The 24899-nt window shown below is 38.8% G+C and carries 16 protein-coding genes; 12 read left to right on the top strand and 4 right to left on the bottom strand.

Annotation, left to right across the window (positions count from 1 at the left end; translation table 11 throughout):
• Positions 1-62: 62 nt before the first annotated feature.
• The 11 genes from KHS79_RS16225 (at position 63) to KHS79_RS16175 (ending at position 14286) form a co-directional block, all read left to right on the top strand.
• Positions 63-1580, top strand: a complete 1518-nt coding sequence (locus tag KHS79_RS16225; RefSeq protein ID WP_094788001.1) for a sigma-54-dependent transcriptional regulator — start codon at positions 63-65, stop codon at positions 1578-1580.
• Between the two features lie 202 nt (positions 1581-1782).
• Positions 1783-2247 (top strand): response regulator, encoded by a 465-nt coding sequence (locus tag KHS79_RS16220; protein ID WP_165773455.1) that lies wholly within the window; start codon positions 1783-1785, stop codon positions 2245-2247.
• Between the two features lie 405 nt (positions 2248-2652).
• The gene (locus KHS79_RS16215; RefSeq protein WP_212720332.1) at positions 2653-3897 is read left to right on the top strand and encodes a polysaccharide biosynthesis/export family protein; all 1245 of its coding nucleotides are present in this window, start codon (positions 2653-2655) and stop codon (positions 3895-3897) included.
• On the top strand, positions 3894-5363 hold the full coding sequence (locus KHS79_RS16210) for a GumC family protein (protein WP_212720330.1): 1470 nt from the start codon (positions 3894-3896) through the stop codon (positions 5361-5363). The genes KHS79_RS16215 and KHS79_RS16210 overlap by 4 nt, the downstream gene beginning before the upstream one ends.
• Positions 5303-6601 (top strand): O-antigen ligase domain-containing protein, encoded by a 1299-nt coding sequence (locus tag KHS79_RS16205; RefSeq protein WP_212720328.1) that lies wholly within the window; start codon positions 5303-5305, stop codon positions 6599-6601. Before KHS79_RS16210 ends, KHS79_RS16205 begins: the two co-directional genes overlap by 61 nt.
• Positions 6602-6603: 2 nt before the next feature.
• Positions 6604-7833 (top strand): glycosyltransferase family 4 protein, encoded by a 1230-nt coding sequence (locus tag KHS79_RS16200; protein WP_212720326.1) that lies wholly within the window; start codon positions 6604-6606, stop codon positions 7831-7833.
• The gene (locus KHS79_RS16195; protein ID WP_212720324.1) at positions 7833-9116 is read left to right on the top strand and encodes a lipopolysaccharide biosynthesis protein; all 1284 of its coding nucleotides are present in this window, start codon (positions 7833-7835) and stop codon (positions 9114-9116) included. Before KHS79_RS16200 ends, KHS79_RS16195 begins: the two co-directional genes overlap by 1 nt.
• 14 nt (positions 9117-9130) lie before the next feature.
• Positions 9131-10165 carry a glycosyltransferase family 2 protein gene (locus tag KHS79_RS16190; RefSeq protein WP_212720322.1) on the top strand — a complete coding sequence of 345 codons (1035 nt, stop codon included), beginning with the start codon at positions 9131-9133 and terminating at the stop codon, positions 10163-10165.
• A 544-nt stretch (positions 10166-10709) separates the two neighbouring features.
• Positions 10710-12182, top strand: a complete 1473-nt coding sequence (locus KHS79_RS16185) for a WecB/TagA/CpsF family glycosyltransferase (RefSeq protein WP_212720320.1) — start codon at positions 10710-10712, stop codon at positions 12180-12182.
• An 18-nt stretch (positions 12183-12200) separates the two neighbouring features.
• On the top strand, positions 12201-13190 hold the full coding sequence (locus KHS79_RS16180) for a nucleotidyltransferase family protein (RefSeq protein WP_212720318.1): 990 nt from the start codon (positions 12201-12203) through the stop codon (positions 13188-13190).
• A gap of 259 nt (positions 13191-13449) precedes the next feature.
• Complete coding sequence (locus KHS79_RS16175) at positions 13450-14286, top strand: HDOD domain-containing protein (protein ID WP_212720316.1); 837 nt, start codon at positions 13450-13452, stop codon at positions 14284-14286.
• On the opposite strand, the gene KHS79_RS16170 is transcribed toward KHS79_RS16175, so the two are convergent.
• Positions 14281-14697 carry a VOC family protein gene (locus KHS79_RS16170; protein WP_212720314.1) on the bottom strand — a complete coding sequence of 139 codons (417 nt, stop codon included), beginning with the start codon at positions 14695-14697 and terminating at the stop codon, positions 14281-14283. The genes KHS79_RS16175 and KHS79_RS16170 overlap by 6 nt on opposite strands.
• Positions 14698-14879: 182 nt before the next feature.
• Here KHS79_RS16170 and KHS79_RS16165 point away from each other — a divergent pair, with 182 nt between their 5' ends.
• Complete coding sequence (locus KHS79_RS16165) at positions 14880-21575, top strand: calcium-binding protein (protein ID WP_212720312.1); 6696 nt, start codon at positions 14880-14882, stop codon at positions 21573-21575.
• 164 nt (positions 21576-21739) lie between these two features.
• Here KHS79_RS16165 and KHS79_RS16160 read toward each other — a convergent pair whose 3' ends face one another.
• From KHS79_RS16160 to KHS79_RS16150, 3 genes are all read right to left on the bottom strand, one after another.
• Complete coding sequence (locus tag KHS79_RS16160) at positions 21740-22264, bottom strand: CHAP domain-containing protein (protein WP_212720310.1); 525 nt, start codon at positions 22262-22264, stop codon at positions 21740-21742.
• Between the two features lie 73 nt (positions 22265-22337).
• A complete protein-coding gene (locus KHS79_RS16155) occupies positions 22338-23492 on the bottom strand; it encodes a hypothetical protein (protein ID WP_212720308.1) in 1155 nt (384 codons plus the stop codon).
• A 465-nt stretch (positions 23493-23957) separates the two neighbouring features.
• Positions 23958-24173 (bottom strand): cold-shock protein, encoded by a 216-nt coding sequence (locus KHS79_RS16150; protein ID WP_027708804.1) that lies wholly within the window; start codon positions 24171-24173, stop codon positions 23958-23960.
• Positions 24174-24899: the final 726 nt, after the last annotated feature.

The raw sequence follows: 24899 nt of genomic DNA, 5'->3' as shown, positions 1-24899 counted from the left end.
GATTTTACACCATACCCACAGAAAAAGGTATAAACATACATGTTTAGGGGATTAGTAACACTATGGACCCAAAAAAGAGTAGGCATATTCTCATTGTTGAAGATAGCGCGTCAACAGCTCAGGTTTATTGCCACTATTTGGAAAGTGAGTTTCAAGTAAGTATTGCACACTCAGGAAAAATTGCATTGGACACAGTCAAAGAATGTTGTTTTGATGTCATATTACTTGATGTTCAACTGCCTGATATTTCAGGACTTGATATCCTTAAGACCATAAGAATAAATGATAAACATATAACCATCATAGTAATGACTGCACATAGTACCGTTGACATAGCTGTTGATGCTATGAGGTTTGGTGCAAATGATTTTTTAACAAAGCCATTTGACCGTAATCGACTCATTGTGACGGTTAATAACGTACTCAAAGAGCGGCAACTGAGTAATATTGTCCATGAGTATGAAAAGAGTTGTAACCGTAAACAGTTTCATAAGTTTATAGGCGGATCACTTGCAATGCAAACTGTATATCGAATTATTGAAAGCGCAGCATCAAGTCAAGCTACAATTTTTATTACCGGAGAAAGTGGGACAGGTAAAGAACTATGTGCAGAAGCGATTCACCAGGAAAGCAATAGATCAACAAAGCCATTTGTTGCTTTAAACTGTGCTGCGATTCCAAGAGATTTATTAGAAAGCGAAATTTTCGGACATGTAAAAGGAGCATTTACTGGTGCAGTCACTGCACGCGAAGGAGCTGCCTCCAGAGCCGCTGGCGGTACATTATTTCTTGATGAGATAGGAGAAATGCCATTAGACTTACAAAGCAAATTACTCAGGTTTGTTCAATCAGGTACTTTTCAACCAGTAGGTAGTAGTCGTGAATTAAGCGTAGACGCTCGTTTTATATGTGCAACAAATAGAGACCCTTTAACTGAAGTAAGAGAAGGCCGCTTTCGCGAAGACCTTTATTATAGATTACATGTTATTCCCATTAAAATGCCGCCATTAAGAGAACGTGGTAAAGACTGCTTACTCATTGCAAAATCGTTTCTCGATCAGTACAACAAGGAGGAAAAAAAATCCTTTGTTACTTTCTCTTCAGAGGTTGAAACACTATTCCTTGAGTATTCCTGGCCAGGAAATGTTAGAGAGTTAAGTAATATTGTTCGAAACACAGTTGTATTAAATGAAGGCAAGAGTATTACATTAAATATGCTACCTTCTCCATTTAACAAAAGTGAAAATTTCAAAAAAATTGAATTTCAAAATACAGATACACTTAGTAAAAACAGTGAACTAACACTAAGTGAAGAACTGGATAAAGAAATACTACCTGCGAAAGTAAGTACCCATGACAACGGAACGAATACTAATAGTTCGCACACAGCCTCCTCTGATAATCATAATGCCACCCAACCAATACGGCCTTTATGGTTAGAAGAAAAACTAGTCATTGAAAGAGCCATTGAAAAATGTGACGGAAATATACCTCGCGCAGCAGCATTTCTTGAGGTAAGCCCTTCTACTATTTATCGTAAAAAGCAGCATTGGGATAAAAAATTATTACCTAACGATTAAAGAGAATAATACACTTTCCTTCGCTACAGCAATAGTCTCACCAGTAATTACTTTTACCTTCTCACGCAAGGTTGGCCTAAAAAGTGCCAGCTATATTCCTGTTATTCTTTATATCACTAACACTAATGGCTGTTAAGTAGTGATGTATTCGCAGTACTCCACGAGGACTATAAAATCACATAGATAAGGATTTTTCATGAATATGAATAGTCATAGACATACATTGGAAATAAAAGTTGAACAACAAATTGAGTCAGCCAACTTATGGCAACAAATCTTAATTGTCGAGGATGTACCACCTGAAAGGTTTAGACTAGAAACTATATTATCACAAGAAGGCTATTCTACTTATACTGCCAGAAATGGCCATGAAGCCTTGTCAATCCTTGAGGATACACTTGTCGGCATCATTGTTTGTGACTGGCGTATGCCAAAAATGAACGGATTAGACTTTCTAAGCTACTTAAATTTGTACTTCTCCATACGTCCCTATTTTATTATGCTGACCGGTCAGGGTGGTGCTTATGATATTATCGCAGCCCTTGATAATGGAGCTGACGATTTTATACGTAAACCTTTTTTAAAAGAGGAATTGAGAGCACGAGTTCAAGCTGGTGCTAGACAAGTTGAAATGATAGAGCAATTAAGGTGTAACCGAACATCATAAAGACCTTATTTGTTTTTTGCCATCAACCTGCTGATACCCTCCAACTTATAAGCAAAATATTTGCAAATTGCAACGTAGTAAAAAGTGCAATGCAATTTGCAAATAAAAGTAAGCCACAACACTGATAAGGACAGATATTCTCGCTCTTTAGCAGTCATCATAAGTCTGGCACTATTTTTGATAGTAATTCAACAACGGTTGATTGTACCTTTAAATGAGAAAGACAACTGACGTAAATCTTGCTTTTAAAAAATTAATTAAAGTCAGCACTCAAAAACTGGCTCTTGATTTATCTATACTTAACAATATCGACTCATGAGACTTAGTGTCTTTGTTACAACTTGTCGTCATCAAGCTAATACACTCGTAATTATTATGGATGCAAGAATCTTAAGGAGTAAAGCAATGACCTCTACGCAGGCCAAGCTATTTACCACTAACATTCTTAATTTGCTGTTCATATCCATACTTATTACAGGGTGTACTACACCAACACTGACAACGCATAATTATGAACAACATTGGTATGCCAAGCTGAAAGAAAGTGATTTATCAAGCACTCATTATGTTGCTCCTTCAGCGTATTATTCAAACATCGACCCAACCACTCATTTAATAGCGCATACGACTGTCAGCTCATCACCACCGCCTTCTCGCCCCCCCCTTTCACCTGGTGATCGTATCCGATTATTTTCACTGAGCGACTTACAGCTCAGAGAGTTAAGTAGCGAAGATAAGTTGCTTAATGGTATTTATGAAGTAGGCATTGATGGACACATTAAGTTTCCTTACTTACCACTTATCAAAGCTGCTGGACATACACTTTCTGAACTTGAAGTGAGTGTTAACCAAGCACTTGAGGCAAAAAAATTCTTCCGTCAAGGAATGGCCCAAGTTTCTCTAACGCTTGTTCAATGGGCACCCATAACTATTTCTGTTTCAGGAGCCGTCTTTCAACCTGGTCAGCACATTATAAATCAACGCTCTACAGAAGAAGCAAATCAAGCCCAACCCCAGTTGAGTGGTAATTTACCCAATAATCGTATGTTGCCAAATGCATTACGGGCCGCAGGTGGTGTTAGACCTAATGCCGACATTAAACGTATAACACTGACACGTGGACAAACAACTTATCATATTGACCTTTCTGGCTTAGTAATTGGGTACCCGGTTACTCAAGTACCTTTAATGAATGGGGACCAGCTTTTTGTTCCTGATGCAGATGCTCCACAACAAGCACTGATGCAACCATCAGCAATTACACCACCGGGTATTCGAGTCTATATTTCCAATCTTTCAGTACCTGCTGCCAGTAATGCTAACTCAGCCATTTCTAAAGACTCCACCAGTCTCCCTTATGGTTCCAGGTTATTACACGCTGCCGTTTCAGGTAACTGTGCAGGTGGCACAGGCGCAACCAACAGTAACCGATATGCAATTTTAGTTACTCAATCCTCTTCAACCCAGCAACCTGTAACAATTGAACGAAAAATTGAGGGCTTATTACAAAGCCCAGAGCGACTGGATGTGAACCCATACTTAATGCCAAACGATAATATTGTTTGCTATGACTCCACTATCACTAATTTTCGTGATATTGGCCGTACCATCTTAGATATTTTAATTCCAGTTTCATTATTTAAACTATGAATCAACCTGCCATTAAATTAACTACAGACAACGCAAGGCAGGTTCATCAAGAATCAACTAGCCAGCACGGGTTTATTTATAGAGCCATTGTCTTTGGGTCCAGTCTCTCACCTAAAAAACGACTTGCACTTTATACTTCAATTTTATTGTTAAGCTTGTCATTAGTTTGGTTACCAATTTCATTGTTCTTGGCATTCTCTTCTCCAAAGTTTACCAGCGAATGGACGCTAATTATGCCCGGAGCAGGCAGTGGTCATGCTGTTAACCTTGATAGCCTTGGACAAGCTACAGCAAACATTGCTTCTCCTTTTACTAACACCTCTATTGATCCTTTAGTTAATTACCGCGAAATTGTGACAAGTCATACCGTGCTGTCGAAAGCAGCAGCTATGTTAGATATTTCTGTAAAGTCGTTCGGAAAGCCACGTATTAAACTAATAGATCAAACGTCCTTAATGCAGTTTAAAATAAAAGGTGACACACCGGAACAAGCCCGTGATAAGTCACTTGCTATTTATCAAGCGCTTCAAAATCAACTGGAAATATTACGAAACGATGAAGTAGCCCGTATAACAAAGTCTAGCTTGTCATCAATAGAAGATTTTGGGAATAAACTACAACAAACCCAATTAGAGAAACTTAATTTCCAAAGTCGTAACAGTATCATTTCAGTCGGTCAGTTCGAACAGCTGGTTACACAAATGGAATACGATGTATCTACCGAACAAAAACTTAAAGCAAGAGAACGCTTTCTTCAGGGGCAAATACAACATTTACTGACAAGTGTTAGGCTTAAACCAGAGGAAGTGAGCTATGCCATCACGCTTCGAAATGACTCATTATTTCAGGCTCAATTAAGTCGCCAAGCTGAGTTAAAAGTACAAATTGATGTCACTAGTGCTACCTGGGGAAGTAGTCATCCAAAACTAAATCAGTTGCAGGCAACACTTCGCTCAATTAACCAGGCAATCGCTCTACGAGGAAAACAACTCACTAAAAATCAAAATCTTACTACAAACGAATTAATTGAGTTAGGCAGTGGTAAAATTAAAGCCATTCTACTGGAAAAACTCGCACAATTCATGGCCGAAGCTGCTGGTGTAAGCAAACAGCTATCTCAACTTCAAATCAATATTAAAGGATTAAAAAAGAGAATAGAAAATGGCGCTGCAGATGCAATAAAACTTGAGGAGTTATCACGCAAACAGCAAGTTGCAACTACTGTTTTTTCCACTGCACTGGCTAAACAAGATATCGGGAAAGTAGACCGATTCGCCTCATACCCTTTAATACAAATTTTAGCCGCCCCGACCCTACCTGAGAGCCCAGATAAATTACACATTAAACTGGCATTAGTTGGTGGAATAGCAGCAACACTATTTATTATTTGTGGATTATTAACGCTATGGATACGCAAGCGATTACTCCAGAAAATACTGCTGAACGAATCGTCTGGTTCGCATTAACCGCAACCTATCCTCTTTATTTTATTGGTGCACTTTACATCAGCGGCCCAGTGATTGCTTGGCTATTATTTTTTTTATTTGTGCACCAATGGTTATTACCTCAAAATAATTCATCAATGCCTGTTGGAATTTTATTATGGGTTATTGGCATGCTCACTATGCTAGTAGCACTTATAGTAGGCCATCTTGATTGGCAACTGGGTACTGGAAAACTTATTAAGTCCTCTATCGGATGGGCAAAAGGATGGGCTTTACTCGCCTTATTTATTCTTGCAGGTATGCTGCCTATTCGCCCTGAACTGATTTACCGTGCCGCTATGAAGGTATGTTTACACACACTCCTGTTATGCCCAGTGTTTATTGTTTCATGGATAGTTGGTCTTCCAGATACACCTTATGTTTCACCACTCAAAATAATTGGAGGTCCCGGCCCTGAGTTTTTTGCGGTTTCACTCTATGAAATTGACCCCGGTAGTGGTTTACCCCGCTGGCGTTTATTTACGCCTTGGGCTCCCGCTTTAGGATTTGTTGCTAATATTTTCTTTTTGTTTGCACTTCAAGAAAAAAGTAAGCAGTGGAGAATAATTGGAATTAGTGCCAGCATTCTCATGATTCTAATGTCACAATCACGCTTGGCTGCCGTTACTTTAGTTTGTATTGCACTTCTTCCTATTTTTCTTCGAATAGCGTTTAGTATTTATTGTACTATTTTTGGCGCTGTTTTCTCACTTATATTTGCCCTATCAGGATCAAAAATTATTGAGTTTATTGTAAACTTCTGGGAATCATTTAAAGGAGCAAGAGCTGACTCTACCCGTGTTAGGGCAACACTTGCAAATATTGCCGTACAACGTTGGCAAAGTGAGGCACCCATTTGGGGACACGGTATCGTCGAGCGAGGTCCGCACTTGGTTGAGTATATGCCGATTGGCAGTCACCACAGCTGGTATGGTTTACTTTTTGTTAAAGGTATTGTTGGTTTTTTTGCTCTAGCCATTCCTCTTGTTTTCTCTCTATTATCATTGGGTTGGCAAGCTCTTAAACATCCATATATTCAAACAGGTTTTGCCTCATCAGCGATTTTAATGCTCTATACCTTTGGGGAAAACTTAGAAATTCTTGCTTATTTAATTTGGCCTGCACTTTTGAGTATGGGTCAAGCTCATTGTACTACACAGCAGTTAAAACTTAGCTCCTCCTCATACCCATCAACAGCCGAGCCTCAAAACAAGGTATAGTCATGAATAAATTGAAAACACTGATTTGCATCCCTCGTTACTGGCCTGCTGTAGGTGGCTCTGAACTACATACCCGCGAACTTGCGCATTATCTTTCTTCATATGCAGAAATCACTGTGCTAAATCACAACAGTTGCAGTTCTCTCCCAAATGAGCAAGCCTGTGCAACAGCTAAAACCAAAATATTCCATGACCAGCAAATACCTGTTCATCAAGTGGCCCCAACCTCGTGGCGTAGACCACTATTAAAAACACTTGCCTTATTTCATCCCCAAATGCGCTTGATACGACCTATTTATGACCTTTTTTTCTCCACAGTAAGTTATAAAGCTTTAACTCAGTTAAGTGCAGGTAAAGATCTTATCCATGTCATATACAATGGAATGACCTGTGTTGCAGAACAAGCTTTAAAGGTAGCGAAGCAGCATAACATTCCTTTTGTCTTTACTCCTTTAGCACACACTCACACAGAGGAAGGAAAAGGCTGGTCATCATCACGCTTTCTGCAAATATATCGTCAGGCTGATGCAATTATTGCAATGACTCACTACGAGCGGGAATGGCTTATTCAACGAGGTGCACACCCAACGAAGACCCATGTTTGCCCTGTTGGACCATTACTTTCAAATAACCCAAGTCCGGAGCATTTCAAAAAGAGCTACAATATTGGACAAGCTCCCAGTATATTATTTTTAGGTCGCCATGTTGAAACAAAAGGGTACCAGCAGCTTGCTCAAGCTGCACAACAGGTTTGGCAAGAATATCCTGAAACACGATTTATATTTATGGGGCCACAGACCGAAAAATCAAAGCAGTTTTTCAACAGTATTAATGACTCCAGAATATTACTTATTCCTAACGCAAGCGATAAAGAAAAATGTTCTGCATTAGCCGCTTGCGATCTACTTTGCGTCCCTTCTACCCAGGAAAGCTTAGGAGTAATTTATTTAGAGGCATGGCACTATGCAAAACCAGTAATTGCAGCCAATATTGAGGTAATGCAAACTGTCATCAATGATGGGCAAGATGGCTTACTTATTCCGCCTGATACGAACTCAATAGCTAATGCTATCACGAAGCTACTAAGCAACCCAGAACTTAGACTTAAACTGGGAGAGTCTGGCCAAAACCGTGTTCAACAACATTTTTCGTGGTCTCAACTTGCCAAAAAAATGGCTCAGATTTATTGCACAACCCTAAATACTCATGCTGCAATAAAGGTGTCCTGTTAATGGTTACATTCATCAGAAATAATTTAGCTAAACTGTTGAAAGAACGGCTTAATCAAAATTTACTCTGGATGATATACGCACAATTTGGCAGCCGCTTATTAAGAGTTATTTGTACCATTATGGTCGCACGAATGCTTGCACCAGATGTTTATGGCTTAGTTGCACTCGTGTTGTCAATTAATGAAATGATCCATGTACTCTCTCATGGCGGTATATCCGGAAAAATAATCCAAGCCAAGGAGAAAGAGTTACCTGTTTTATGCAACACTGGTTATTGGCTAAACTGGCTACTTTGCTTAGGGTTGACTATTGTACAAGCTTCTCTCTCCTGGCCCATTGCCTGGTTTTATGACAATAGTAATTTAATGTTACCCATTATTGTTTTATCGATTAGTTATTTATTTTTACCTTTAGGCACTATTCAAGCAGCTCTTCTAATTCGCGAGAACCGTTTAAGTGCCATTGCGCATGTAGAAGTGCTCCAGTCAGTTATAGATGCCCTGCTCACCTTAATACTGCTCATTGCTGGATATGGATTGTGGGCTTTAGTCATTCCAAAACTGTTAGTTGTTCCGATTTGGTCTTGGCAAATGCGTAACTACCACACATGGCGGCCTGAAAATAGATTTTCATTGATCCAATGGCGTTCAATTTTTCACTTTGGCAAACATCTCATTTGGATCGATCTACTAACTGCGTTACGCAACAATATTGATTACCTTATCATTGGTAGACTTTTAGGAGTAGAGGCTCTAGGGATTTACTATTTTGCTTTTAATGCTGGTTTAGGACTATCCCAAGGCTTATCACGCGCAGCATGTAATGCAATATACCCACATTTATGCGAGCTTCAAGGACAGCTCCAGGCAATAGCTACACGAATGTTAACGAGTATGCGTCGCATTGTATTGACTTTTTCTCCTTTAATTTTATTACAGGCGTTACTAGCACCATTTTATGTTCCAATTATTTTTGGTGAAAAGTGGCAAGAGCTAGGAGCAATACCGTTAATATCAATACTTTGTCTTTCTGCAATTCCAAGACTTTTTAGCGAGTGCTGTTCGCAGTTTCTCAGAGCTTGTAATAAACCGAGTACTGATGCAAAAGCACAAACACTATTTACAAGTATATATACATTATTTATCTATTGTACTGCTCATTTCAGTCTACTTCATGTTGCTTGGGGAGTATTAGCCTCACAGATATTCTTTGCAAGTATTTTTGTGTATTACAGCTTCCAGTTAATTTGCCCAGGACTAAAGCCGTTTGACCAGAAAATATAAAGGGAGGAATAATCATGTCAACGACTACCGAGCCAACACTATCTGTTGTTATGCCTGTGTATAACGTAGAAGCATTTGTATCGGATGCAATTTCATCAGTGCTTAAGCAAACCTACACTAATTTTGAATTATTAATCATCAACGATTGCTCACCCGATAATAGCATTAACATTTGTAAACGCTTCAAAGACCCAAGAATAAAAATCATTCATCATTCACAAAACAGAGGTCTTGCAGGTGCACGCAATACAGGCATAAGAAACGCTCAAGGAAAGTTCATTGCCTTTTTAGACTCAGATGACCTCTGGCACCCAGATAAATTACTTCGACATGTTCAACACTTAACAGAAAATCCAGACATAGGATTATCATTCAGTCGATCTGCATTTATTGATACCAATGGTAAACCTAATCACTGTTATCAGATGCCTAGATTGAAAAATATTGATGCTGGTTATATTTTTTGCAGAAACCCCGTAGGTAATGGCTCTTCCCCCGTCATTCGTCGTGAGACACTAGAAGCTATAGCATTTGACCACCTACACGAAAATACTATAGAACGCTGTTACTTTGACCCGAATCTTCGTCGCTCAGAAGATATAGAGTGTTTCTTACGAATTGCTTTAACAACATGCTGGAGAGTTGAGGGAATACCAGAACCACTCACCCTATACCGTCTTAATGCTGAGGGTCTTTCAGCTCAGCTCTATAAACAGCTTGAATCCTGGGAAAAAGTCGCTGAAAAAACGCGAAGGTATGCGCCATCATTTTCACAGCAATGGGAAAAAACTGCTCGAGCATTTCAACTAAGGTATTTGGCTAGACAAGCTATTAGACTAAAGGATGGCTCAACAGCAGTTAAAATGACACATCAGGCTTTAAAAAATCATAAACTGATGATTTTTCAGGAGCCCACAAGAACAATCACTACTATTTGTGCTGCTTATCTTCTGAGGTGTTTACCATCTTTTTATAAGCGAATAGAACATCATGCCAGTATGCTGATTGGAATAATGCAGAAAAAACGAATTCAACAGGACTTAAGCTAATGATACACCCAAAATGAAGGGTTTTTAGGGGCGGCCGTCAAGCGATGAAGCCCCTGGGCAAGTTTACTGCTGTGAAACTTGCGATAGCCACTTTAATTGATATAACAGCGCTGCTGGGCGGTTATATTATTAAGTGACTGGGGGGGCAGTTAAATGCTCCTGCATAAACTGCATTCCCACCATCCTTGGTCAAGAGCGCTGACAACAAACCCTACTAATGTGTCGGGAGCACATTAGAACAGCTTCGCTGGCCCGTTAGGGTGAGCGCTATGGATAGCGCACATAAAAATGATTCGTGAAGGGTATATTCTATTTCTTTTTAAAGAGACACTTAAATAGTCTGCATTGCAGGCTGCATTGCAAAATGCAAATATTTTTTATAAAGCACTTCATCTGTGAAATATAAACACCTTACAACTGAAAAAAAACCTTAAACTATATTATAAATCATATAGTTAATCCCCACAAAACAAGTTGGCTTAATCTTTGAAACAGCTATAGCAATTCAGAAGCTTTATAGTCTACGTTATCAAAGGAAAGCCTCATGCTCACAAACCAAACAACCACATCAGCTAGTTCAAATAAAAGTCTTTTGTTAGGCATCCCCTTTGCCAACATAAACCGACATAGAGCTTTGGATATAGTCACCAAAACATTAGACCAAAGAAGCTCAAGCAATCTTTTCTTTATCAATGCTCACTGTTTAAATACAGCTTACAGTAACTCAGAATACAAAAAGGCATTACAGAAAGCATCAATAGTCCTTCCTGATGGGAGTGGTGTTAGTTATGCCTGTAAGATTCTTGGAGGTCATCTCATAGAAAACTTAAATGGTACAGACTTATTCCCTTATCTTTGTACACTCTTTTCAAAGAAAAATAAGTCTATTTACTTGCTGGGAGCTAAGCCAGGGACCGTTGACCAACTTGAAGCTTTGATTAAATTACAGTTCCCTGCACTAAAAGTAGCTGGTACACAACATGGTTATTTTCCTCCATCGGAAACGAATAAGATTATTGATCAAATAAACCATAGTGGAGCTGATGTACTTCTAGTTGCATTAGGGGTCCCCAAACAGGAAATATGGATTAGCCAACATCAACACAAACTGAGTACCACATTAAACATTGCAGTTGGAGGGTTATTTGATTTTTATGCGAAAAATGTTTCAAGAGCACCCTTTTGGATGCGTAAACTGGGTATTGAGTGGGTGTGGCGACTGATTCAGGAGCCTAAAAGAATGTGGAAACGTTACATACTTGGGAATCCACTATTCATCTGGAGAGTATGGCAAGCAAAAAAGATATTGAATAGCCCCCAACACTCACATAACAGCTTATCTTATGCTTATGAAAAGCTAATATCACTCATACGTTCTAAATTATTACGTAATTACTGGCAACTACGTAATAAACTACCTCTAAAAATGAAACGTATCATAGATATTTTATTATCAGCATTTGGCTTAATTGTACTCTTTCCACTTTGTCTTTTAATTATGACGGCAATTAAAATAGAATCATCTGGCCCCATTTTTTTTAAGCAAACACGCGCAGGTTTTCGAGGTAACCCATTTCTCCTGTGGAAGTTCAGATCAATGCATCAAGATGCAGAGAAACAACGTATAGACTTAGAAAGTAGCAATGAAATGCAAGATGGTGTTACCTTTAAAGTTAAGAATGACCCTCGCGTAACAAACGTAGGAAGATTAATTAGGAAACTCTCCCTTGATGAAATACCTCAACTATGGAATGTACTTAAAGGAGAAATGTCTCTTGTTGGACCAAGACCAGCATTATACAGTGAAATAGAAAAATATAGCTTATTACAGCGACAAAGATTAGATACGATTCCAGGTTTAACCTCAGATTGGGTTATTGCAGGAAGATCAAAAATTTCATTTAAACGACAAGCAGAGTTAGATATTGATTATGTTCACCGCCAAAGTTTATGGCGTGATATTAAGTTAATTTTCCAAACCATACCAAGTCTTATAAGTGGTCAAGGTGCTTACTAACTATTAAGGAGGAACTTTATGCAAGCAATTGTCTTCGCGAACCGCTGTGGTAAAGAACTTAGTCCCCTTAATGAATTTTATTGTCCCGCAATGCTTCCCATACTTGGTAAACCCGTTTTGGAGCATTGCATGGATGAACTTAAACTCAATAAAGTTAAAGAAGTATTTTTGGTCATAAGCAGCAGTCAGAAAGCCATCAAAGACTATTTTCAGCAGGGCCTCCGTTGGAGCTTAACTATTCATTACATAATATGTGAAAACAGCGATACTCCCAATAAAATTAAAGAAAAACTCGCTCCAACTCTTAAGTTACCTTATTATGTTGCGAGAGGTGACATAGTAAGAGGCACATATGATTGGAATTTACCTAATGAAAGGGAATCGACGGCTTATGTTAATTTACTTAATAAACCTTTAGGATTAATTAAAGTAAATGATAAAAGCTGTTCAATAGATTGTATTGACTGGCCATTAAAAAAGCCTGAAAAAATAGATGTGGTCCAGATCAACTGTCCACTTAAAAATTATCTTATTCATACACTTTCTTCTTATCACCAGCTTGTACTCACAGAAGCTAATCACCCACAAACATTCATTGCTAGTGGTATTGAGCAATCACTCAATCTAATCACGGGAAAAAGAAGCCTCATTCAGTCAAATTCCTTAAGCAATGGAAAAACATATATTGGAGATCACAGCTATGTTGATAAAAGTGCGAAACTTTATGGTCAAACCTCAATAGGACATGAATGTATTGTAGATAGAGGAGTAAAAGTCAGTAATAGTATTATATTAGATGATACATACATAGGTGCAGAAGTAGAAATAAAAAATGCTATAGTGTGTCAAAATAAAATCATTCGAATCGATTTGGCCACTTGCTTAACAGTTAGCAGCACTTACACCATTTCAAAAAATAAAGCAAACAAAGAAAGTAATTTAAGCATATTTAACCTTTATAATATAGCCTTAAGAGTATTAAGGTCGTCCAGATTATCTTGTAGCTAATTACCAAAAACATTTTATTAAAACACTATTATAAATATTTTTAGTCCATATTAACTAGCTAAAAAGTTGACAAATTCTTATACATAAAACCAACTTTTAAGCTAAATTAATATTTAACTCTGTTTATTTCAATAGTTGATAAAAATTGATCAGTTATATCAATAGGCCTTAACTTTATGAGTTAGAGAATTCCACTTGATGACTACCCGTTGCTAGCTAAACTAAACATAATATTTCCTGAAGTTGTGCAGCTCAGACTATGGACCCAGCAAAGCCTATTGATTTAACAGGTGTTTTTATCCCACCTCAACCTAAGCTAATACAGCAGGTTAAAGCGGTCGGAGATGATATTCATAAATTTGCTGAGGTTATTAGCACTGATCCAGGTATTGGATCAATGGTACTTAAAACAGTTAATTCTCCAGCCTTTGCCAGAACTAATAAAATTAACTCTATCTCTCAAGCTGTGCTGCTACTTGGCTGTCCTTATGTCACTAATATTATCAATGGACTATTATTAAAACGTTCATTTGATAAAGTTGATGCACGTGCACTCGAAAATTTCTGGCAAGGAGCCAAAGACGTTTCGCTAACAATGGTCTTATTAGCTCGACAACTCAACATATTAGCCGTTGATGAAGCTTATATAATCGGCCTATTCCATAACTGTGGCATCCCTTTAATGCTACAAAAGTTTCCTGATTACCTAACCATTTGTCGCGAAGCTTATGATGAATCTGTTGATAGTATTACTGAGTTTGAAGATCATCATTTCCATACCAATCACTGTATCGTAGGTTACTATGTTGCTAAAGCTTGGCAGCTTAGTAACGACATAGCCGAAATTATTCGAGACCATCACCACTTAACACCCATTGCAGATAAATCTGCTTATTTTAAAGGGAATGATCAAGATGACCTTATCTGTCTTTTAAAGATGGCAGAGCATATCTGTAAGCTATATGACAGCATAGGTGGCCAATCAACAGATCATGAGTGGGAACAAAATAAAGGCATGATTTTAGCGCATATGGGTCTTTCCGATCTTGACTTTGATGATTTACGGGAATTGACCCAGGACCAACTCGGTTTATAACAAAGCCGATTTCAGTTCCACCACATTTTCATCGGGATCTTTAATGTATAAAGAAGGCCCCATTCCCTCGGCACCATAACGCTCTTCAAAATCCCCCTCACTGATATTGTGCTGCCCTAAATAGTACTTTAGTTTTTCATTTGATATAGGCTCCAAAACCAAACAAAAATGGTCCAAATTTCTTTCAGTCGCAGTTGGTTCTCCCCCACCCACTCGTCCTAACTCACTGTTCACATCAACAATATCAATTAGCGCATTGCCAGCCCGTAGTTGAGTTAGACCAACTGAGTTCGCTAACTTTCGTTCTACAACACAACCTAAAATACGACAGTAAAAGTCAATCATAGCCTGAGGCTGTGCTGTTCTCAGTACAATATGATCAATTCCTCTAATTTTAATTGTTTTTATCATCGCTTATAACCTCCTCTTTTAACCATCCCCTCTACAAACTGAACGGCAGTAGCAAGTTACTGACGTAAGCTTTAAAAGCTAATTGCAAATCGTTACAAAAATACAAATGTTAAATACAAATCATTCTCATCTTTGATTCTATACTGCCCACCTTTTTATGTCATAGCATGGAGTTGTAGAATATGACAATTTGGGAAATACCGGCCACTCAAGAATTACAACGTTGGTTGACTGACACTTATGATGTATCAATCACTGCAATTGATGAAGCAGGTTTTAAATGGAAAGTTCAGGGTGGTCCCCTTTCGCAAACCATGCGGTTTGTGAGCTTGACTGATGCTAAACAATCACTAGAAAAAGGCTTCATTCGTCGTCGATCAAAACATTTAGCCTGGCTTTTCCGTAAGCTAAGAGGGCGCAATGGACATACTGTTCACTCCCTTAGCAACACCGAGTCAGGGCCAGTCGTCGTGATTGATGGTGGTGATGACTTGGCAGTAAGCCTTGAAAATTCGGGCCTACCAAAAAAATTAGTGCAAGCAGTACAAGCAACGGGCTTATACCCTGGCTTTATCGCAGTTGTTCACAAAGGCTGGTTAGGTGCCATGGAAGAGCGTAATGAAGCCAGTGAAGCACTCAGTGAACTCAAAAGCAAGCTCACTGAGTTACAAGAAGAATTGATTAATACATTAAAATCAGAACTAGAGTGGAAACATCAGCTGATCGAAAGCCCAACACTATCCACAGATCAAGAACTCATTATAAGACATCTACAGTTTAAAAAAGCAGTACTTCAACAGTTTCAAACATTAACAAAAAATGATCCCCTCCCCCTCAACGACCAACTTAAACAACTGAATGAGCTTATTACGTTAATTACCACTGAGCGTCATCGACTACAAAGCTTAATTAATTATCCCCATAATCATCAGGACAACTACCCAGACACTTTAAAAAAATTATTATTGCTGCTAAGCCATAACACACTTTTCGATCCTAAATCACCGCAAACTCAAGACACATTACAAAAGCTTGCAGAATACAGAAGCTTACATGAGGAACGCTGGTTATCTTTTGTGGAAAGCAGACTTGCCGCAAATTTTACGGAGTCTGGTTTAAGTTCAATGTACTGGGGGATGCTAGCATTTGAAAGTCGTGCAACTACACAACTGTTGTCAGGTAATGCAACACTTCCCTTCAGTGAAACATTAGGCGTTATTGGTGACGGTTTTAATGTCATTGGTCAATCGCAAATGGTACTTGCAGGTTTAGCCAAAGCCGGTATTGGTATTCATGAAACTAAAAACATTCAAGACTGGTTACATACTTTGCGTAATAATGACCTATTAAAATCCAATAGCTCACTCAAAGAAGTCAGCCATCTCATTGATCGTTTTTATCGCAATCAACGTAATGCACATATCATTGATACATTTGGCAGCACAATACTCACAGCTGGTCAGTTATGCATGATTTTGGGGGGACCTTATGGTATTGGCATAAACGCTTTATTATTTACTGGTGTTGGTGCCACCATTGGTGGTGTAGGTTTTAGCCAGGCAATGGCACAATATATGAACCGCACCTTTAATCTTATTGAAACACCCACCGATACAGAAAAAAACATTTTAACCCGCGAAGCCGAAACTGACGAATCACTACGTTCGACATTATTGCGTCGTATTAATGATCTATACCACTTTGCCAAAGACCAAGCACAAGCTCGAGTTTGGCAGAAAATATACCGACAAATTATTAAAAATTCCGAGTTAACCGTTGAGAAGCTATTAAATAAACTTCATAAACAGTTTGATAAAAGAAGCGATAACTATCGACAGCTTTATAAAGAAGCACTGCTTAAAATAGAACAGTCACCCGATGATCTCAAGCTCATTGACCATGCGCTTAAACTAGCCAAGTCGAAATCAACCTTATTAGATAGCACAACAAATCTTCAACATGGCCTAGCACAGTGGGATTTATTTAATCAAATAAGTGGTCATTTAAAAGCATTACATAACCAACAGCCTTATCAAACCAAGCCTCTTTCCTTAGCTGACAGTGTAGAGCAGCTTTTTGCCTTTGCGGATGAACTAGGCTTTGGTCATGATTTAGAACGTAGGATTGTTAGTTATTTAGTAAATGATACCGCTGTCCGCCGTAAGCTTACTGTCAATGTCAGTGACTATGTAAGTGAAATAAGCGCTGTAAAAAGTAAACTCCCCTGGAATATTCCCAACCCACTTAGCCCCATTATCCATGTGATTGAGCTTGTCAGAGGTCCTAAAGCAGAACCAATAAGACCACTGTTTCGTATTTCCTGGGGGCATAAAAAAACCACTGTGCTCATGTTTGAGCGGGAAAAGTTTCTACATGATTTACAAAATCCTGAACGGCTATCCCCAACAGCACAAGAAATTTTATATGGGCTCTTTTTTCACAAAGAAGGCATTAGCAGTTTATTTGGTCACGATGCTCGGAGTGCCTTTGCCAGTGCATTAAATAGTTTAGGTAAACGAATTTTACGCTCCAATGTATTGCGACCCATTATGCATGGTATTCGTAATCAAGTTGAACTCAGTGAATTACTGAGTCCCATCCTAGAAGCAGAAAGCCATGCTAAACACCGATTAGGTTTAACCAGTCACGAGCTAACGAGTGCTTTTTTAGCCGCAGGAAAGTACAGTATTTTTCAAGCAGTGACGTTTGCAGCTAACCACAATAAATTAACCACTTTATCTCACCTACCAGACCATCACCAACAAATAGAGTTTGTAGCAAAAATTAGAGCGCTACCCGTTGGAAAGAAAAAAGCATTTGCCAATGGGCAAAAAGTTTCACATTTAATCAATAAACTGCGCGATAACGTCAATAACACAGCCAATAATGCTTCTCAGTTGCTAGAATTATCAATTAGCGACCGCATACTGGCAGTGATTCAATACAAAAATCATCTTGCAGTCTATGATCCTGCCACAGCCCAAACGTGGCAGCTCCCTAAGCTATCCTCACTAAAAACATTGCTAGCCGAACTTGGTTTAAACAGGCAGCCTTGGCAGCTTAATGTGTATCAGCCGCCCCAATTACAACAAGACCATGTCAAATCATTACAACAACTGACGACAACCTATATCCCTGAGTGGGAAACACTGTTATTGGCTGATCAACGATTTGGCAGCATTTCTCTTGGGGACCATAAGTTGTCTCGTATTGATGTCTGGCAGCTGGGTCTCACCCACAATAATCAATTAATTTCTGTCAATGAATTGGCTTCTCTCACCAACCTTAACTTACTTGAAAATCAGTCCTTATCATTAAATGCTGAACACATTGAGCAATTACTAAAGCAGGTGAACGGCGACCAAGCAGATCACCTATTATCCTTAACAAAAACACTCATCATGTCTAAACACGAAAGTGTTTCATTAACACTTTCAGGCAATGAGGCAGCACAGCAACGACTCAATACACAACTTAACGCTATTCAACAACTAGACAAAGCCAGTACTCAACTTAATGTAATTAATGATCAACTATTAAACACCTTAAAACATTTACATACTATCGAACAACATAGCAAAACATTTTATGCTCCACAGCAGCATGGAAAACATAAACTGCAACGTTTAACGAGTCATTTATCTCGAATTAATTTAGGGCTTCAGTTAAGCCGATTACCAGGTGGCCTCTATCAAACAATAAATGCAGCTCACCAAGGTGATACTTACAATGCCTCACGAGAAGGCATTGCAGTGTCTATGGACACATTGGATGTCACACTGGATGTATTAGCCAACAGCCGCCGTATTCATTCTTTATCCAGTCGATTATCCAGTGTTGCAGGAAAACTAGGCGCCTTTACCAACTTTGTTGGGGCAGGCATTGGCACATGGTATGCCATAGATGCTTTCAAAACCGCAGCCAATACTCAAGGTAATGAACGGATTGACGCTATTGTTTCAGGCTCTTTAGCTGTAGCAGGTACAATTATTTCTGTTGTCACAGGTATTGCGTCCTTAGTATCAGCTACTGCAGGCCCTATCGGTGTTGCTATTGGCTTGGCAATCAGTATCGCGCAAGGTATTTATAATGCGGTACGAGTTACTCAAAGCCTTCGTTCTGCAGGTATCAGTGAAGGCGACTTGTGGCGTACAGGTATTGCCGTGTTTTTTGGTTTTCCTGTACCTGAAGATGTGCAAAATAAAGCAGCCTATAACCAAACCTTTGCGGCTTATCAGGCTCAAATGAGCAAACAGTTCGAGCAACTACAGAAAAACGGTATTGATAAACTTGTGTACAGCGCAGGCCATATCGAAACAAGTTATGGAAAAGTCATTGGTGGCATTTCCGGACGGCACGATTACTATCAATTATCATCTGAGCAAATGGCTCGCTATAACGCTCATAAACCACCTTATGCCCCTGGCCATGTCTTTGGACAAACACCAAAACCTGCATTAGTTAAGGCTTTAGACAACTTGAATCCTGATGGTGCTACCCTCATCATGCTAGGCAATGGCTATGATATGGCACAGGGGGACTTAAACCGACGCAATATTTTTCAAGTATCGGGCTGGGGAAGAAAACACCTTTTTGGTGGCAATAAAAGTGATATATTCGAATTACTACGCTGGCGTCATGGTGAAGGTAATGCCGACAATGGCCGATCTGAATTTATCGGTGGCCAGGGTGAAGATACTTTTTCTGTTCGTAACTATTTTACCTCACCACCCAAAGGCTCCCATTACTCGGTTAACATTGATCTGACAAAAAGTTTAGGACGAACAAGTCATACCTATGGCTTTATCATTAAAGATATTGAACATTTAATTGGCTCAGACCACAACGACCAATTTATTGGTAATGCCAAAGACAATACCCTTACAGGTTTTGCTGGTAATGATAAATTAGTAGGCAACGAAGGGAATGATCATTTAGCTGGTGGTGAAGGCAATGATCTACTTGAAGGAGGTAAAGGTCATGATAGTTATATTATCCAAATGCAAGATATCATTGCAGCCGACAGCATAGATATCATCAATAACTTCGATAATCACTACCAGAAAAACTGGCAGGAGTTATACGACGACTATTATGCATCAGCCAAGTCTCTGCGAGATAGAGGTATTAGTTATTTATCCAATGACTGGCAACACACGATTGATTTTCAAGCAAAACATCATGCGAATTATCACACTCAGCATCCTCAAACTAATTTACCTACAAGCCCTACAACAGACTTTCTGATTACCAATCTCAAGACGCTTACAGCTAAAAAATCCAGTAAAGATGATGACTTAATTTTACAGGTCAATACTGGCTGGATAGTATCACAACGGATTCAGCATTATATAACAGTACTCTTAAAATCCGCCTTATCCTCAGCAACATTTAAACAAGAAGCACAGCAAATAATCGAGCAACAGTTAATGAAGCACAATCTTTCAACGTATTATGTACAAGATTGGATTAACAAGTTCACCTCAAACTCATCTACAGCAGAATACCTAGCTACTTTTGCAGAAATTCGCTCATTTTTAACGTCACAAACAAAGGATAAAACTCAAATCGCGACAATCAAACATTATTTTAAAAGTCGAGCTTATCAGCACATTTCGTTAATGGACACATTGGGCAACCAGTATAATTTCAGTGTAAATAGTCATAAAGCGACTACAAGTGAACCCCGTGAAAACAATCCAACCATTGTTGTTGACTCATTGCTGTTATCCCACACTAATTTGAAAAATATAACGCGAGTAGATCTTAACCAACACACGCTACAATTTGATCAACAAGCTGTTCAATCTATGCTAAGCCAACAAATTAACCATGTTAAAGGATCTCAAGTAAGTGACATCATAAAAGGCAACCAACAAAGCAATATGCTTGTGGGAGGTGCCGGAGTAGATCAACTCTATGGTGAAGCAGGCGATGATATTCTTGTTCTGGGTGAAGAAGGCGGATTGGCCATAGGAGGACAAGGTGCAGACACCTATCAGATCACAACAAATGATGGCCGGTCGATCATCGACACCCGAGCCTCAGATGAGCACATGGATACTATTCACCTAATTTCTGGTCAAAACAACTTATTTAAAATCGACAGTCTTAAAAAACAGGTGATTAACGCTCATTACGGAAATACCCAATTAACAATAAAACATGCATTAAAAAATCAGCAAAACCTTGCGCTTATTGTTAGTAATAGTCAATCAATAAATGAGGGTGAACGGCATTACACACTCAATAAGCAAGGTGAAATATCACTTAAACTCCTCGATTTATCTCACGCCTCATCTACTCACTACACGTTAGACTTAACACAAAACCAATATACCTGGCATCAATCAGGAAAACAGGGAAATGTTAAATTCAGTCATTATAGTGCGTTCAACGAATCCAATACTTTCACGGAGTCACCGCTGGTCATCAGACTAAGCGATCACGCTGATAGTATTAAATTAAACCATGGTGTATTTATGATAGAAGGAGGGTTAGGCAATGATAATTATTGCCTTGATAATACCTATACGACATTAGTGCTAAATAGTCAGAAAACAGATGGTAGCTTAGATACTATTCACTGGCGAAGTTTGGACTTAAAACACCTGGGTATCCAACGTAATAAACAAAGCCTCATTTTGCAGAATGCGGCTCATGAACAGCAAGCGATAATTTTAAAAGGGTGGTTTAATACTAAACAAAATATTGTTATTGAAGACCGCCAAGGCAAGCATCACCAGGTGAGTCAACTTGCTCATGCCATTAGTAGTATGCCCGCTGAACATGATGACTCCCTGACGAGTACTAACAATATCAGCCATGTCAATAATGACGTATTAACAGCAAATGCAGTGATAAATCGCTTGTCTTAAGTGAAAAGTGACTGCCCCTACGCTTAGGGGAATCACATATAAAAATATCCAATGAAAGATAGAGGGTACCGCAAGGATGCGGCTACCTAATACTCAGGGAAAGATTTGCAGCATGTTAAACATGCATGATGCAAACTTTGGACAAGGTCTGCAGCGAAGGATTTTTAATGCTGCGCTATGCGTAGCCAACCTGCCGGTCTACGCGGCGCAAGAATTGAATATAAATTTTTTTCATGTGCTAATGAAAAACGTTGTCGAGGTTTTCCATAAATATTCTGCTGTACCACTTCAACCCAGTTTTTTCCAACTTCACTGACCACAGCAACATGTCCATACAAAGTATCTTGAAAAACAAGTAGATCATCTAATTGAGGAGCCTGCTCTTTACCATTAAAAAATTGTACAAGCCCTCTTTGCTTATTTAATTCGCCGTGATTTATGCTTGAATCAAAAAAATCCTTCGCATGCCCCCAAACATTAGGCATACGATGCTGTTTAGCCAGAAAGAAAAAGCGTTTTACAAATTCAACACACTGCCATTTCTGGCCGTAGTAATAACCATCAGGACTATAATGTCTGCCATAACTTTCAGCGTATAGCTGGCCATTATGATAAACAGATACACCTTTATGCTGGGTTAATGGCTTACCTATTTTTGATCGATCTTCAAATAACACATAGCCGATCATTAAATTAACTCCTACACTCACAGCGAATAAAATATTAGGGCTGTGTCAATAATTAAATTGAAGTCATTACTATTTAGACACCTTTTTTAATAATTGTTTTAATTTGCTGAACTATTTTTTTCAACATAGGTTGATTATAACCATAGAGGCGAGGCGTATGAAGATGTCCCATTGGCACAGTACTGCGCATTTGTTGTCTTAACCACAGTGTACGGTACGAAATTTCATTTGATAAATAGCCACCACCAGAACCTTCAATAGATATTTCGCCTTTAAGCTCAGATAAACTTTCGGGATAATAAACACCCGTTAATGATATAACTCGACGATTATCACGGATAGCAAAAGGTTGCTGCACCTGTAGCATGTCCTGAACAGGCAGTGAAAACTCAATAAATTCTTGCCCCTTTAACTCTACTCCATTCAATAGAGGGCGAATTGGCTGGCTATAGCTTCCTCCAGAGTAAACATTAAGGTTATCAGGTGCTGATGAAGAACGTCGTAACCCAGGAAAGCGTTCCAGATCAAACACAGAGCGCCCCATGCTGACCGTCATCACAAGATCAGCTTGGTTAGTGGATAAGACAGGTGTTAATGCAGTTTCAACTATACCTTTATCAAAATCAGCAAAACGCACAGGAAAGTTAATTGCCTGTACTTCAATTGTCTTATTACCATCTCGAATGATTGTATTGTCCAACATTAGCGCAGTAACACCCGCAGGGTTGCTTTGGCGGATATTACTATCAAGCTGAAAAGGGTCAAAGCCTGTGATGAACACTTTATGTGTCGTGTTGTTTTTAAAAGTAGCCTGTAGTGCTCCACGACTGGCTAACTCTAGACGCCATAAAACATGATTAAGTTGGCTAGAAGTTATCTGAAACTGCAACTCTGTATTTTTTAAGTGCTGAGTTAATTGTAATCTACCCCAATAAAGTGCACGATCATCATATAAAGCCCCAGCCTGATTATCACTGACAGACTGCTGCCACAGCTGGTCTCCTGTTCTGTCAATTAATGCCACTAGCTGCGAGTAATTTGTGATGCGTGTTAGACTTTGGGTAAATGTTGCGATAAGAGAGTGATACTTGTTCACCTGATTGGGAATGTGTTGCTGTGCCTGGTCAATCCTTGCTTCTTCAACTGTTTGCGATGACCATCCGTATGTAGGGAGTAAAACTATAACAATAAACAGACTAACTATAAAATCACGAACTAATCTATACACAGAATCATCCTTGAGTATCACTAAATTAAAAAAAGTAAAAATCTAGAATTGTATCCCTGTTTTATACCTATAGATTGGTATACAACAGATTTCAGGCCGTATTATATCTAAACAGAGCGATATATATAGCCTTTACTGTGTCTTCATCATGTTTTACTAAAAGCTAAACATAACTCAAGATAGGTATACCCAGTAATTTACACTGTGATATATGTATATTTTTGATAAAAAACGTTTTTGTTTAGTACTTTTAAAAGACAAACTCAAAGAGAAAGCAACAGATTATCAATAGAATCACTTTTAACCACTTAAGCGCATTTACAGTTAAGCAGAAAAGATTCAAAAGTAGATTAGAAGGGAGTTTTTACTGAAAGGAGATTTATATAAGAATAGGTAGAAGTCTAGTTACCAGGCACTGCAAGAGACAATATTGCTATTAATCTCCTACAGCACCGGTAGGAATGATTAGGCTACTGGCGTAACATTTTCCGCTTGAGGACCTTTTTGACCTTGAGTTACCTCAAAAGTCACTTTTTGTCCTTCTCTCAACGTACGTCTTCCAGTACCGTTGATCGCACGGAAATGTACGAATACATCAGAACCACCCTCACGCTCAATGAAACCGAAACCTTTCTCGTCATTGAACCACTTAACCACGCCAGTAACTAATTGACCAGCCATAAAACCCTCATTTTCACACGATACCAACTTAGCGTTGGTGTTTTCACTTACATCGACTTAACGCCGACATTAATCCAAAGTGGCGAGCTAGCATGGATAAAAGGTTATCCGATTCACTAACAACCAGCTTCGTAGATCTTGAGACAGTAATGCACTATGTACAAAACTGTTATCAATCTTCGCGGAAAGAAACAACACAAGGTGTGTTACGTATCCGGCTGATAATTAGCTTATAGCCAACTCCGCAGGTTATCAAGAACTGATGATCAGTTCTTCACAACTTTGCATCCACGAACAAAACCGGATAACCATCACGCAGTACACTTTCGTCATTAGTTACTAAAATGTAAATGTTGATGTTCTTGCTATGAGGGTACTTACATGCCACTACAGCGCTGTTCTACATACCATCAAAGTCTATTACCGTTTGTTCTACGCTAACAATTCGGAATAACCAAACGATAATACCACTACAAACGATATTAACGTCCAGAACGAATTATGGCCGTCATCACTCCAACTGCTGTTTACATCACGTTTAGTAAACACTGTAGTAGATCAACAGTCTTTTTGTTCTAAACAAGGTGAGTGACTCACCCTTCCTATTCATCCTGCTTGCTTCCACCTCGGTAAGTCTAACACAGACTTGTAGAAAAATACCTCTTTTTCTTCTGTGAACAGTATAAAAAAATAACAAATGCCTTTTGTATAAGCTCCTAATGTTCA

The organism is Zooshikella ganghwensis (genome assembly GCF_018263875.1).
GTDB classification, from domain to species: Bacteria; Pseudomonadota; Gammaproteobacteria; order Pseudomonadales; family Zooshikellaceae; genus Zooshikella; species Zooshikella ganghwensis.
This window is presented reverse-complemented; position numbering and strand designations above follow the sequence as displayed.

What these genes read in the sequence shown, in the direction of transcription:
- KHS79_RS16170 (WP_212720314.1), bottom strand. Translation starts at nt 14,697, where the DNA reads ATGATAAAAACAATTAAAATTAGAGGAATTGATCATATTGTACTGAGA.
- KHS79_RS16205 (WP_212720328.1), top strand. Translation starts at nt 5,303, where the DNA reads ATGGATACGCAAGCGATTACTCCAGAAAATACTGCTGAACGAATCGTC.
- KHS79_RS16165 (WP_212720312.1), top strand. Translation starts at nt 14,880, where the DNA reads ATGACAATTTGGGAAATACCGGCCACTCAAGAATTACAACGTTGGTTG.
- KHS79_RS16210 (WP_212720330.1), top strand. Translation starts at nt 3,894, where the DNA reads ATGAATCAACCTGCCATTAAATTAACTACAGACAACGCAAGGCAGGTT.
- KHS79_RS16225 (WP_094788001.1), top strand. Translation starts at nt 63, where the DNA reads ATGGACCCAAAAAAGAGTAGGCATATTCTCATTGTTGAAGATAGCGCG.
- KHS79_RS16215 (WP_212720332.1), top strand. Translation starts at nt 2,653, where the DNA reads ATGACCTCTACGCAGGCCAAGCTATTTACCACTAACATTCTTAATTTG.
- KHS79_RS16220 (WP_165773455.1), top strand. Translation starts at nt 1,783, where the DNA reads ATGAATAGTCATAGACATACATTGGAAATAAAAGTTGAACAACAAATT.
- KHS79_RS16185 (WP_212720320.1), top strand. Translation starts at nt 10,710, where the DNA reads ATGCTCACAAACCAAACAACCACATCAGCTAGTTCAAATAAAAGTCTT.
- KHS79_RS16175 (WP_212720316.1), top strand. Translation starts at nt 13,450, where the DNA reads ATGGACCCAGCAAAGCCTATTGATTTAACAGGTGTTTTTATCCCACCT.
- KHS79_RS16200 (WP_212720326.1), top strand. Translation starts at nt 6,604, where the DNA reads ATGAATAAATTGAAAACACTGATTTGCATCCCTCGTTACTGGCCTGCT.
- KHS79_RS16160 (WP_212720310.1), bottom strand. Translation starts at nt 22,264, where the DNA reads ATGATCGGCTATGTGTTATTTGAAGATCGATCAAAAATAGGTAAGCCA.
- KHS79_RS16190 (WP_212720322.1), top strand. Translation starts at nt 9,131, where the DNA reads ATGTCAACGACTACCGAGCCAACACTATCTGTTGTTATGCCTGTGTAT.
- KHS79_RS16180 (WP_212720318.1), top strand. Translation starts at nt 12,201, where the DNA reads ATGCAAGCAATTGTCTTCGCGAACCGCTGTGGTAAAGAACTTAGTCCC.
- KHS79_RS16150 (WP_027708804.1), bottom strand. Translation starts at nt 24,173, where the DNA reads ATGGCTGGTCAATTAGTTACTGGCGTGGTTAAGTGGTTCAATGACGAG.
- KHS79_RS16195 (WP_212720324.1), top strand. Translation starts at nt 7,833, where the DNA reads ATGGTTACATTCATCAGAAATAATTTAGCTAAACTGTTGAAAGAACGG.